Annotated in this window: 10 protein-coding genes; 6 read left to right on the top strand and 4 right to left on the bottom strand. The window is 54.4% G+C overall.

Going from position 1 to position 12,992, the window contains the following annotated elements; translation table 11 throughout:
- Positions 1-42 precede the first annotated feature (42 nt).
- The 3 genes from kduD (at position 43) to ACLD4K_RS12265 (ending at position 3,393) form a co-directional block, all read left to right on the top strand.
- Positions 43-804, top strand: a complete 762-nt coding sequence (kduD, locus tag ACLD4K_RS12255) for a 2-dehydro-3-deoxy-D-gluconate 5-dehydrogenase KduD (protein WP_000602490.1) — start codon at positions 43-45, stop codon at positions 802-804.
- Positions 805-1,156: 352 nt separating this feature from the next.
- Complete coding sequence (araE, locus tag ACLD4K_RS12260; protein ID WP_183058801.1) at positions 1,157-2,572, top strand: arabinose-proton symporter AraE; 1,416 nt, start codon at positions 1,157-1,159, stop codon at positions 2,570-2,572.
- A gap of 113 nt (positions 2,573-2,685) precedes the next feature.
- Positions 2,686-3,393, top strand: a complete 708-nt coding sequence (locus tag ACLD4K_RS12265; protein ID WP_411011933.1) for an aspartate/glutamate racemase — start codon at positions 2,686-2,688, stop codon at positions 3,391-3,393.
- Here ACLD4K_RS12265 and ACLD4K_RS12270 read toward each other — a convergent pair.
- Positions 3,365-4,300, bottom strand: coding sequence for a LysR family transcriptional regulator (locus ACLD4K_RS12270; RefSeq protein ID WP_115198352.1), 936 nt, complete (start codon positions 4,298-4,300; stop codon positions 3,365-3,367). The two genes, ACLD4K_RS12265 and ACLD4K_RS12270, sit on opposite strands and share 29 nt — an antisense overlap.
- A 117-nt stretch (positions 4,301-4,417) precedes the next feature.
- On the opposite strand from ACLD4K_RS12270, the gene lysA reads away from it, so the two are divergent.
- Positions 4,418-5,680 (top strand): diaminopimelate decarboxylase, encoded by a 1,263-nt coding sequence (gene lysA, locus ACLD4K_RS12275; protein WP_411011934.1) that lies wholly within the window; start codon positions 4,418-4,420, stop codon positions 5,678-5,680.
- A gap of 9 nt (positions 5,681-5,689) precedes the next feature.
- Here lysA and ACLD4K_RS12280 read toward each other — a convergent pair whose 3' ends face one another.
- Both ACLD4K_RS12280 and galR read right to left on the bottom strand, forming a co-directional pair.
- Positions 5,690-6,712, bottom strand: a complete 1,023-nt coding sequence (locus tag ACLD4K_RS12280; protein WP_411011935.1) for a LacI family DNA-binding transcriptional regulator — start codon at positions 6,710-6,712, stop codon at positions 5,690-5,692.
- A gap of 10 nt (positions 6,713-6,722) precedes the next feature.
- On the bottom strand, positions 6,723-7,751 hold the full coding sequence (gene galR, locus ACLD4K_RS12285; protein ID WP_000201030.1) for an HTH-type transcriptional regulator GalR: 1,029 nt from the start codon (positions 7,749-7,751) through the stop codon (positions 6,723-6,725).
- Between the two features lie 592 nt (positions 7,752-8,343).
- On the opposite strand from galR, the gene aas reads away from it, so the two are divergent.
- Both aas and lplT read left to right on the top strand, forming a co-directional pair.
- Positions 8,344-10,503 carry a bifunctional acyl-ACP--phospholipid O-acyltransferase/long-chain-fatty-acid--ACP ligase gene (gene aas / locus ACLD4K_RS12290; RefSeq protein WP_000896101.1) on the top strand — a complete coding sequence of 720 codons (2,160 nt, stop codon included), beginning with the start codon at positions 8,344-8,346 and terminating at the stop codon, positions 10,501-10,503.
- On the top strand, positions 10,496-11,698 hold the full coding sequence (gene lplT / locus ACLD4K_RS12295) for a lysophospholipid transporter LplT (RefSeq protein WP_411011936.1): 1,203 nt from the start codon (positions 10,496-10,498) through the stop codon (positions 11,696-11,698). The genes aas and lplT overlap by 8 nt, the downstream gene beginning before the upstream one ends.
- A gap of 86 nt (positions 11,699-11,784) precedes the next feature.
- Here the strand turns inward: lplT and ACLD4K_RS12300 are convergent, their stop codons facing one another.
- On the bottom strand, positions 11,785-12,825 hold the full coding sequence (locus ACLD4K_RS12300; protein ID WP_411011937.1) for an NADP(H)-dependent aldo-keto reductase: 1,041 nt from the start codon (positions 12,823-12,825) through the stop codon (positions 11,785-11,787).
- Between the last annotated feature and the right edge of the window lie 167 nt (positions 12,826-12,992).

Below are 12,992 nucleotides of genomic sequence, written 5' to 3' on the forward strand. Positions count from 1 at the left end.
AACGCCTGTGCGTGACAGGCATGACAAAAATAAGGATTAACAATGATTTTGAATGCATTTTCTCTTGAAGGTAAAGTCGCGGTTGTGACGGGGTGCGATACCGGATTGGGGCAGGGGATGGCGTTAGGACTGGCGGAAGCGGGCTGTGACATTGTCGGTATTAACATTGTTGAACCGACGGAAACTATTGCGCGCGTCACCGCTCTGGGACGTCGTTTTTTAAGCCTGACAGCCGATCTGCGTCAAATCGATGGTATTCCGGCGTTACTGGAACGGGCGGTGGCGGAATACGGTCATATTGATATTCTGGTGAATAACGCGGGTTTGATCCGTCGTGAAGATGCGATTGATTTCACGGAAAAAGACTGGGATGACGTCATGAACCTGAACATCAAGAGCGTGTTCTTTATGTCTCAGGCGGCGGCAAAACATTTTATTGCCCAGGGCAACGGCGGCAAAATTATTAATATCGCGTCTATGCTCTCCTTCCAGGGCGGTATTCGCGTTCCGTCTTATACCGCGTCGAAAAGCGGCGTAATGGGAATAACGCGTCTGATGGCGAACGAGTGGGCGAAACACAATATCAATGTAAACGCCATCGCGCCGGGCTATATGTCCACGAATAATACCCAGCAATTGCGCGCTGATGCACAACGTAGCGCCGAAATTCTCGACCGTATTCCGGCTGGACGTTGGGGGCTACCGGGCGATTTAATGGGCCCGGTAGTCTTCCTGGCATCCAGCGCCGCTGATTATATTAACGGCTATACCATAGCGGTAGATGGCGGTTGGCTGGCGCGTTAATCCGCTACCGACAAATACGTTTCTGGGAAAGTCGACTCCTGGACCGAAAAACTGATAAAGCCCTGTCCTCGTACAGGGCTTTTTTATGATCTCATTAGCATAGTCCATATTGTGGGTTTAACTTAATCCATATATCGTTAAACAATAGTCATGACCAATGCTTTAATTCATTGAAATATTGGTGGTTTGAAAAAATACCCGGCAACGGTGTTAAATTTAAAAAGTGTAATATCCATCACATATCGCTATAGCGTAGCCATTTAATCCATATTTATGCCGTTTCCAGCCTGACACTTGTGGAAGAGTATCCCGTACTTTCAGGCTATGTCTTACTCTGTTGTGGCAGGAAAATATGGTCTCTATTAATGACTCTGCTTTAACGCCGCGTTCGCTTCGCGATACACGACGTATGAATATGTTTGTTTCGGTTTCTGCAGCGGTAGCGGGGCTGTTATTTGGTCTGGATATCGGCGTTATCGCTGGGGCGCTGCCTTTTATTACCGACCATTTCGTACTGACCAGCCGGCTGCAGGAATGGGTCGTCAGCAGTATGATGCTTGGCGCGGCAATTGGCGCATTATTTAACGGCTGGCTTTCATTCCGGCTGGGGCGTAAGTATAGCCTGATGGCCGGCGCGATTTTGTTCGTGCTCGGCTCGCTGGGGTCGGCGTTTGCTTCCAGCGTGGAAGTATTGATTGGCGCCCGCGTGATACTGGGCGTAGCAGTAGGGATTGCGTCCTATACCGCGCCGCTTTATCTCTCTGAAATGGCAAGTGAAAATGTTCGCGGCAAAATGATCAGTATGTATCAACTGATGGTGACGTTAGGCATTGTGCTGGCTTTTTTATCCGATACGGCATTCAGCTACAGCGGCAACTGGCGCGCGATGTTGGGCGTGCTGGCGTTGCCTGCGGTGTTGCTCATTATTCTGGTGGTATTTCTGCCGAATAGTCCGCGCTGGCTGGCGCAAAAAGGTCGCCATATCGAAGCGGAAGAGGTGCTGCGTATGCTGCGCGATACCTCGGAAAAAGCCCGTGATGAACTGAATGAGATTCGGGAAAGCCTCAAACTCAAGCAGGGCGGGTGGGCATTATTTAAAGCTAACCGCAATGTTCGCCGCGCCGTGTTCCTCGGTATGCTGCTGCAGGCAATGCAGCAGTTCACCGGCATGAACATCATTATGTACTATGCGCCGCGCATTTTTAAAATGGCCGGCTTTACCACCACGGAACAGCAAATGATCGCGACGCTGGTGGTCGGACTGACCTTTATGTTCGCGACTTTTATCGCCGTCTTTACGGTCGATAAGGCCGGGCGTAAACCGGCGTTAAAAATCGGTTTTAGCGTAATGGCGTTAGGGACATTGGTGTTGGGCTACTGCCTGATGCAGTTTGATAACGGTACGGCATCAAGCGGCCTCTCCTGGCTTTCCGTTGGGATGACGATGATGTGTATCGCCGGTTACGCGATGAGCGCCGCTCCGGTGGTGTGGATATTATGTTCGGAAATCCAGCCGCTGAAATGTCGTGATTTTGGCATTACCTGTTCAACCACGACAAACTGGGTATCGAACATGATCATCGGCGCGACATTCCTGACTCTGTTGGACAGCATTGGCGCGGCAGGTACATTCTGGCTTTACACCGCGCTGAATATCGCTTTTATCGGCATCACTTTCTGGCTGATTCCGGAAACCAAAAATGTCACCCTGGAGCACATCGAACGCAAGCTGATGGCGGGCGAGAAGCTAAAAAATATTGGCGTGTAATCACCTCACCCATGCCGGATGACGCCTGTTATCCGGCATGATGAAAAATAGACTGGAAACGGATGTGTAAGTTTGCTTCACTGCCATAATGCTTTAAAAATAAGGAGAGCGCAGTGAAAACGATCGGGCTGTTGGGGGGGATGAGCTGGGAATCGACTATCCCTTATTATCGTCTAATCAATGAAGGCATTAAACAGCAGTTAGGAGGCCTGCACTCGGCGAGCTTACTGCTGCATAGCGTAGATTTCCACGATATTGAAGTATGTCAACGCCGCGGCGAATGGGATAAAGCGGGCGATATCCTGGCGCAGGCCGCGCAGGGGTTACAGCAGGCGGGCGCAGAAGGCATTGTGCTGTGTACCAACACCATGCATAAAATCGCGCACATTATTGAATCTCGTTGTTCTCTGCCTTTCCTACACATCGCGGATGCTACCGGGCGAGCCATCGCCCGTCAGGGGTTGCATCGCGTGGCGCTATTAGGGACCCGCTATACGATGGAGCAGGATTTTTATCGCGGGCGGCTGGAACAGCAATTTGCGATTGAGACCATCGTGCCGGAGGCGGACGATCGGGCGCGTATCAATCAGGTCATTTTTGACGAGCTCTGTCAGGGGACATTTACTGACGCGTCGCGCCACTATTATTTACAGGTTATCGAAAAACTGGCTGCGCAAGGCGCGCAGGGCGTTATTTTTGGCTGCACTGAAATAGGTTTGCTTGTTCCCCAGACGCAAAGTGCGCTACCGGTTTTCGATACCACGGCAATTCATGCCGCAGATGCCGTGAGCTTTATGCTTTCGTCATCGGCCCCAGAATAACCTCCAGCGGTTCGACCAGGCGCGAAAGGTGCGTTTGTAAATGCTTACTGAAGGCGTCAACCAGCGCGGAGGCGGGGCGGTGTAGCGGGCGAATCAGGCTGACGGTAAAGGGCACGTCAATGCTGAAGCGGCGAACGGTGACGCCGCTGGCGGCATAGTCCAGCGCGGTCAGCGGGTTAACGATCGAAACGCCCGCCCCGGCGCGCACCATCGCGCAGACGGAGGCCGCGCTATGCGTTTCCACCACCATTCTGCGCTTCACCTGATGTTCGGCAAATAACGTATCCAACAACTGTCGATAGCTGTCCAGGCGGGAGAGGCTGATAAAGTTTTCCCCCTGAAAATCGTCTGGCGTCAGTACCGTTTTAGCGGCAAGCGGATGGTCGCAGGGCAGTACGCACACTTCATTTAGCGTTAGTAACTCGGTACGGGTTGTTCCTGCCGGGGCATGAAGCGTCTCCGTCAGCCCTAAGTCGTGGCGCTGAGCGGAGAGCCACTCTTCCAGCAACGGCGACTCCTGCGGCACAATATTCAGGCTGACATCCGGATAACGCGCCAGAAAAGGCGGTAGTAGCGGCGGCAAAAAGGATTGTGAAAAGACCGGCAGGCAGGCGACAGAGAGCTCGCCCTGACGGAACTCGCGCAGACTTTCCGCCGCGCTGACGATGCGATCCAACCCATACCAGGAGCGTTGTACCTCTTCGAACAGGCGTAGCCCTTGCACCGTCGGATGCAAGCGCCCGCGTGTGCGCTCAAACAGCGTTAATCCCAGCACTTTCTCAAAACGCGCCAGCTCGCGACTGACGGTAGGCTGCGAGGTATGCAGCAGCCGCGCCGCTTCGGTGAGATTTCCGGCGGTCATTACGGCATGAAAAATTTCAATGTGACGTAAATTAACGGCAGCCATACGTTTCCCTGAATCATTTATCCCATATCATTTTTGCATAGACTGACAATAAAACGATATTTTTTATTCTTTCTAAGGTATGGCGTAATCGTTAAAAAGCCCGTTCCGGAGTTTGTTATGTCATTGCCGCATTATCACGCTGAAACTGACCTTAACGCTGAAAATTTGCTCAGATTGCCTGCTGAATTCGGTTGTCCGGTCTGGGTCTATGACGCGCACATTATTCGCCGTCAGATAGCCGCCCTGCAGCAGTTTGACGTCGTGCGTTTTGCGCAAAAAGCCTGTTCGAACATTCATATCCTGCGCTTAATGCGCGCGCAGGGTGTCAAGGTGGATTCTGTTTCATTGGGGGAGATCGAACGTGCGCTGGCGGCGGGCTACGATCCGCAAACGTGCCCTGATGATATCGTTTTTACCGCCGATGTGATTGACGCCGCCACGCTGGCGCGCGTCAGCGAACTGCATATTCCGGTCAATGCTGGCTCGGTAGATATGCTGACGCAGCTTGGTCAGGTTTCGCCTGGGCATCGCGTCTGGTTGCGCGTGAATCCTGGCTTTGGTCACGGCCACAGCCAGAAAACCAACACCGGGGGCGAAAACAGCAAGCACGGCATCTGGCATAGCGATCTTCCGGCGGCGCTGGCGGTAATGCAGAAATACCGACTGAAACTTGTCGGTATCCATATGCACATTGGTTCCGGCGTCGATTATGGCCATCTGGAGCAGGTTTGCGGCGCGATGGTACGTCAGGTGCTGGAATGTGGCCAGGATGTGGAGGCGATTTCGGCAGGCGGCGGACTCTCGATACCTTATCGTGAGGGAGAAGAGCCCGTTGATACGCGCCATTACTATGGTTTGTGGAACGCGGCGCGCGAGCAAATCGCCCGCCATCTGGGACATGCGGTCAAACTTGAGATCGAACCCGGACGTTATCTGGTGGCGCAATCGGGCGTGCTGGTGACGCAGGTGCGTAGCGTAAAACAGATGGGAAGCCGCCATTTCGTGCTGGTAGATGCGGGTTTTAACGATCTGATGCGCCCGGCGATGTACGGTAGCTATCACCATATTTCGGCGCTGGCGGCGGATGGCCGCGCGCTTGAAAATGGCCCGTGGGTCGAGACGGTGGTCGCCGGGCCGCTATGCGAATCAGGCGATGTTTTTACGCAGCAGGAAGGGGGAATGGTTGAAACACGCGCCTTACCTGCGGTCATCCCCGGCGATTACCTCGTATTGCACGATACCGGCGCGTACGGCGCGTCTATGTCATCGAATTACAACAGCCGCCCGCTCCTGCCGGAAGTGCTGTTTGACAATGGACAGGCGCGGCTGATCCGCCGTCGTCAGACCATTGAAGAGCTGTTAGCGCTGGAGATGCTCTGAAGCGCATCATTAGGCCGGACGTTGAAAAAACGGGCCCGCGGCGACGGACTCGCGCAGAATCAGCGTGCCGGTAAAGGGCGGGATCGGGGCGACCGGCTCGCTGTTCGCCAGACGAACGGCCTGATCGATCGCGGTGGCTATCATATCCTCGATGGGTAAATAGACTGTTGAAAGCCCCGGTTCAAGCCAGGTTGCGCCCGGCGCATCGTCAAAACCAAACAGCGACACATCCTGTGGGATGCGTAATCCGGCCTGGCGCAGCGCTTTTGCTGCGCCCAGCGCCGTGTCATCATTACAGGCGAATAGCGCGCTAAACGTGACGCCTTCCTCCAGTAATTCCCGGCATGCGTCATAGCCGCGCGTCAGCGTGTAATCGCCGTATTTCACTTTTGTCGGTTGCCACGGAATACCATACTTTTCCAGCGCCTTGCGATAACCCGCTACGCGTGATGTGCCGGTGGGAGTATGAACAGGCAGCGTAATACAGGCGATATCGCGATGGCCCTGCGTAATCAGATATTCCACCGCCTGGAATGCCGCCGTCTCCTGCTCGAAGAAAATAGCGCGATCGCGGGCCTGAGTGACGTTGCGATTAATAATCACCAGCGGCATTTCCGTGGCGTCAATCAACGACAAAATCGCCGGCTCATTCATATAGCGAGTGTAAAGAATAATAGCGTCGCACTGCCTGTCGGCCAACATTTGTACGGCTTTCTGCTCTCGTTCCGGCGTATCGTGACCATCGGTGACGATCAACTGCTTGTTATGAGACTCCGCCTGGCGCGACGCCCGGCGCAACAAACTGCCAAAATAGAAGCCGTCAAACGTAGAGACGACCAGACCGATGCTGTTGCTGGTGCGATTCGCCAGCGAGCGTGCCAGCAGGTTGGGGCGATAGCCCAGAGCCTGCATCGCCGTAAACACTTTCTGGCGCGTACTTTCTTTTACCTGTCCCGTTCCATTCAGCACCCGTGAGACGGTGGCCTTTGATACGCCCGCATGGCGGGAAACATCCAGCATTGTCGCCATCATGCTACCCTGATTAATCGGTTGTCGACAGGTGTCCGGTATCCGTCGGCGTGGACACCGAATGTCGGCGTACCAGTGTCGGACTAAATACATGGGTCACTTCCGGCGTAGGGCATTTCCCTGCCAGCGCTAACGCCAGCTCCGCCGCCTGTGTCGCCATGGTGACGATCGGATACCGAATGGTGGTCAGTCGGGGACGCACATAGCGTGAGACCAGTACATCATCAAAACCGATGAGCGATACTTCGCCCGGCACCCCCACGCCATTATCATTTAATACTCCCATCGCGCCGGCCGCCATCGAGTCGTTATAGCAGGCTACTGCGGTAAAATTTCTGCCGCGACCTAATAACTCAGTCATCGCCTGCTCGCCGCCGCTTTCATCCGGTTCGCCGAACGTCACCAGCCGATCGTTAGCCGGGATATGGCTTTCCGCCAGCGCATCGTAATAGCCCCTCAGGCGATCTTCGGCATCAGAGATGGTGTGATTGGAACAGATATACCCAATACGCGTATGACCTTGCTGGATCAGATGCCGGGTCGCCAGCCATGCCCCGTAACGGTCATCCAGCGCGACACAGCGGTGTTCTAACCCCGGTAAAATGCGGTTAATCAGCACCATGCCGGGGATTTGCTTCATTAATGAGGCCAGGTCCGCATCCGGAATCATTTTGGCGTGTACCACTAACGCTGCGCAACGATGACGAATCAACTGTTCAATAGCCTGACGCTCTTTTTGTTCGTTATGATACCCGTTGCCAATCAGTAAAAAATTGCCGGTGTGATACGCCACCTGTTCAACGGCTTTCACCATCGCGCCGAAAAAAGGATCGGAAACGTCGCCGACCACCAGACCGAGGGTTTCCGTTGCCTGCTGTGCCAGCGCGCGCGCGTTGGCGTTAGGGTGATAGCTCAGGGACTCCATTGCGCTGGTCACCGCCAGCCGGGACGCTTCGCTGGCTTTTGGCGAATCGTTAATAACGCGAGAAACGGTGGCGACTGAAACACCGGCCAGTCGGGCTACATCTTTTATGGTCGCCATGATAATACCTATAGTGGGTAAACGCTTACATTACGCCAGTTTTACGGAAAATGAACCTCTGTTCAAGCCTCTTGCCCCGCCGTGTCGGGCAAATGTGACCTGCACGGGAGAAATGCGTCTGTAAAGTGACAATACAAATCTTTCGTTACAGTTTGCGAAGCGCTGTTGCGATTGTCTGCTGGCAGGCCAGCGAGTCAGGTTGATAGAGTGGTGATCCCAGAGGTATTGATAGGTGGAATCAACGTCATTGTTGATCACACGAATTACACCAACCTGCGTAGATATGCGCAGGTTTTTTTTTGTTTCGCCTGAACCTGTAACAGTAACGGATAATTTACACAACTCGTTGCATTTCCGTTTATTCCTTTGCGTTTTCGGACTGGCGATGTAGACGCGCGAAGCCCACAATCAAGATCCCAGAGGTATTGATTGGTGAGATTATTCGGTACGCTCTTCGTACCTGTCTCTTGCACCAACCTGCGCGGATGCGCAGGTTTTTTTTCGAACCTATTTTGCTATCGCTCCTGTTACGCAACTCGTGTAATCTGCCACAATTCATGTTTTAGCGAATTGTCGGCCAAAGGGAGTTGAAATGCTGTTTGGATTTTTCCGTAACCTGTTTCGCGTGCTTTATCGTGTGCGCGTCACTGGCGATGTCCGGGCGCTACAGGGGAACCGGGTCTTAATTACCCCCAATCACGTTTCATTTATCGATGGTATGCTACTGGCGCTGTTTTTGCCGGTACGGCCTGTCTTTGCGGTATATACCTCCATTAGCCAGCAATGGTATATGCGCTGGTTAACGCCGCTGATCGATTTTGTGCCGCTCGATCCCACTAAACCCATGTCCATTAAACACCTGGTGCGTCTGGTGGAGCAGGGGCGTCCAGTGGTGATTTTCCCGGAAGGGCGGATTTCCGTGACCGGCTCGCTGATGAAAATTTATGACGGCGCAGGCTTTGTGGCGGCAAAATCGGGCGCAACCGTCATTCCGCTCCGCATTGACGGCGCGGAGCTTACCCCTTTCAGTCGCCTGAAAGGTCTGGTTAAACGGCGCTTATTCCCCCGCATTCAGCTTCATATTTTACCGCCGACGCAAATACCGATGCCGGAAGCGCCGCGCGCGCGCGACAGGCGTAAGATAGCGGGTGAGATGCTGCATCAGATCATGATGGAAGCGCGTATGGCGGTGCGCCCACGCGAGACGTTATACGAATCGTTGCTGGCGGCGCAATATCGTTACGGCGCGGGTAAAAACTGTATTGAGGACATTAACTTTACGCCGGATACGTATCGTAAGTTACTGACCAAGACGCTTTTTGTTGGCCGGATTCTGGAAAAGTACAGCGTTGAGGGCGAGAAAATCGGTTTAATGCTGCCGAATGCCGCCATCAGCGCGGCGGTGATTTTCGGCGCGGTTTCTCGTCGCCGCATTCCGGCCATGATGAACTACACAGCGGGGGTAAAAGGGCTGACCAGCGCGATTACCGCGGCGGAAATTAAAACGATTTTTACCTCCCGCCAGTTCCTCGATAAAGGTAAATTGTGGCACCTGCCGGAGCAGCTAACGCAGGTTCGCTGGGTTTACCTGGAAGATTTAAAAGCGGACGTCACACCCGCCGACAAGCTGTGGATTTTTGCCCACCTCCTGGCGCCGCGACTGGCGCAGGTAAAACAGCAGCCGGAAGACGCGGCGATCATTCTTTTTACCTCCGGCTCGGAAGGGCACCCGAAAGGGGTGGTGCACAGCCATAAAAGCATTCTGGCGAACGTCGAGCAGATAAAAACGATTGCGGATTTCACCGCCAATGACCGTTTTATGTCGGCGCTGCCGCTCTTTCACTCGTTCGGTTTGACGGTGGGCCTGTTTACGCCGTTGTTGACCGGCGCGGAAGTGTTTCTTTATCCAAGTCCGCTGCACTATCGCATTGTGCCGGAACTGGTCTATGACCGTAACTGTACCGTGCTGTTTGGTACGTCAACCTTCCTCGGCAACTATGCGCGCTTTGCCAATCCGTATGATTTTTATCGCCTGCGCTATGTGGTGGCCGGTGCGGAAAAACTTCAGGAGAGCACCAAACAACTGTGGCAGGATAAATTCGGTCTGCGCATTCTTGAGGGCTACGGGGTAACGGAATGCGCGCCAGTAGTCTCGATTAACGTGCCGATGGCGGCTAAGCCTGGCACTGTTGGCCGCATTCTGCCTGGCATGGACGCGCGTCTGCTGGCGGTGCCCGGTATTGAAAACGGCGGTCGGCTACAGCTGAAAGGGCCGAATATCATGAATGGCTATCTGCGCGTGGAAAAACCGGGCGTGCTGGAGGTGCCGTCGGCGGAAAACGCCAGAGGCGAAACCGAGCGCGGGTGGTACGACACGGGCGATATTGTACGCTTCGATGAAAATGGTTTTGTGCAGATTCAGGGGCGCGCGAAACGCTTTGCGAAAATTGCTGGCGAAATGGTCTCGCTGGAGATGGTCGAACAACTGGCGCTTGGCGTTTCGGCGGACAAAATGCACGCTACCGCCATTAAAAGCGATGCCAGCAAAGGTGAAGCGCTGGTATTGTTTACGACTGACAGCGAACTCACCCGAGAAAAATTACAGCACTATGCCCGTGAACACGGTATTCCGGAACTTGCCGTCCCGCGTGATATCCGTTATCTGAAACAGCTTCCCTTGCTTGGCAGCGGGAAACCCGATTTTGTGACGCTGAAAAGTTGGGTGGATGCGCCGGAACAACATCATGAGTGAGTCAGTACGTACTAACACCTCCATCTGGTCGAAAGGGATGCTGTCGGTGATTGTCGCGCAGTTTCTCTCGGCTTTTGGCGATAATGCGCTGCTGTTCGCGACGCTGGCACTGCTGAAAGCTCAGTTTTACCCGGACTGGAGCCAGCCTGTTTTGCAAATGGTGTTTGTGGGCGCTTACATTCTTTTTGCGCCGTTTGTCGGCCAGATAGCGGACAGCTTTGCCAAGGGCCGGGTGATGATGGTCGCCAATGGTCTTAAACTGGCGGGAGCGGCAGGTATCTGCCTCGGCGTAAATCCTTTTGTCGGTTATACGTTGGTCGGGATTGGCGCGGCGGCTTATTCTCCGGCGAAATACGGTATTCTGGGCGAACTGACGACGGGTGATAAGCTGGTGAAAGCCAATGGCCTGATGGAAGCCTCTACGATTGCGGCGATTTTGCTCGGTTCCGTCGCGGGCGGCGTATTGGCCGACTGGCATGTCATCGCCGCGCTGGTTGCCTGCGCGTTGGCCTACGCTGGCGCAGTGGCGGCGAACCTGTTTATCCCGAAGCTTGTGACGGCGCGTCCAGGACAATCCTGGCGGTTGTCGGCGATGACGCGTAGCTTCTTCTGCGCTTGCGTTGTCCTTTGGCGTAACGGTGAAACGCGTTTTTCGCTGGTGGGGACCGGGCTATTCTGGGGCGCAGGCGTGACGCTGCGTTTTCTGCTGGTGCTGTGGGTGCCGGTGGCGCTGGGCATTACGGATAACGCCACGCCAACTTACCTGAACGCCATGGTGGCGGTAGGCATTGTGGTCGGCGCGGGTGCGGCGGCAAAACTGGTGACGCTGGAGACCGTATCGCGCTGTATGCCCGCCGGGATTTTGATTGGCGTTGTGGTTGCGATCTTCTCATTACAGCACGCATTGCTGCCTGCTTATGCCTTGTTGCTGTTGATAGGTATGCTGGGCGGCTTTTTTGTGGTGCCGCTCAACGCCTTGCTCCAGGAGCGCGGTAAGAAGAGCGTTGGCGCCGGGAATGCCATTGCCGTACAAAATCTGGGCGAGAATAGCGCCATGCTATTAATGCTGGGACTGTACTCGCTCGCGGTGCTGGCTGGCGTTCCGGCAGTGGCGATAGGTATCGGCTTTGGCGTGCTGTTCGCGCTGGCGATCGCGGCGCTGTGGATCTGGCAGCGCCGGCAGGCATCATACTGAGTGAATATGCCGGGCGGCGAGTGCGCGTTATCCGGCTTACATTGTCTCTGTAAGCCCGGAAGCGTAGCGCCACCGGGCACTGACTATCACGGCGCCGGGTAGGTATAAACCTGATGCGCCGCCTCAATCTCCGCCAGGACCTCTTTGCTTAACGTCAGATGCAGACTTTCCACATTCGTCTTGAGCTGCGCCATCGTGGTTGCGCCCAGTAACGTACTGGCGACAAACGGCTGGCGGCGAACAAAGGCCAGCGCCATCTGCGCCGGATCAAGATTGTGACGCTTCGCGATATCGACGTAGGCGGCAACGGCTTTTTGCGCCTGTTCGCCGCTGTAACGTGTGAAGCGGCTGAACAAGGTATTCCGCGCGCCTGCGGGTTTGGCCCCGTTCAGGTATTTACCGGTTAATGTGCCAAACGCCAGACAGGAATAGGCGAGCAATTCAACACCTTCATACTGGCTGACTTCCGCCAGGCCGACCTCGTAGCTGCGGTTTAACAGGCTATAGGGGTTCTGGATCGTGACAATACGCGGCAGGTCATGTTTTTCCGCCAGATGCAGATAGCGCATAACGCCAAACGCTGTCTCATTTGAAACGCCAATATAACGAATCTTACCCGCTCGCTGAAACTCACTTAGCGCGTCTAACGTCTCCAGTAGACTTACTACTGGCGTGGAGTCTGTCCAGTTATAGCCGAGTTTACCGAAGCAGTTAGTGGGGCGCTGCGGCCAGTGCACCTGATACAAATCCAGATAGTCGGTCTGCAACCGGGTCAAACTGTCGTGTAGCGCTTCGCGAATATTTTTACGATCCAGCGCCTGATGAGGCCGGATGCCTTGATCATTATTACGTGCCGGTCCGCTAACTTTGCTGGCGATGATCAGTTTTTCACGGTTGCCGCGTTTGGCGAGCCAGTTACCGATATAGGATTCCGTCAGCCCTTGTGTTTCCGGGCGCGGCGGTACCGGATACATCTCGGCGGCGTCGATAAGGTTAATGCCATTTGCGATGGCATAGTCGAGCTGTGCGTGAGCGTCGGCTTCGCTGTTTTGTTCACCAAATGTCATTGTGCCCAGCCCTAGCGTACTTACTTCGAGCGAGCTGTGGGGTATACGGTGATAGTGCATAGCCGTTTCCTTTTTATTATGAAGTCAGAAATTCCCGACAAAGGACAATAAAAATGGCAGAGGGAAGGCAAAAGGGAAAGTAAAATTGCAGGCTGCGCGGTGTAATGGTTACCGGGCGTGGTCGCCACGCACCGTTACGGGACGCAGCCTGAAGGCTTGCAGAACGC

Origin of the sequence: Salmonella sp. 741265055_HSA, assembly GCF_046569525.1 — a bacterium.
Taxonomy (GTDB): domain Bacteria; phylum Pseudomonadota; class Gammaproteobacteria; order Enterobacterales; family Enterobacteriaceae; genus Salmonella; species Salmonella enterica.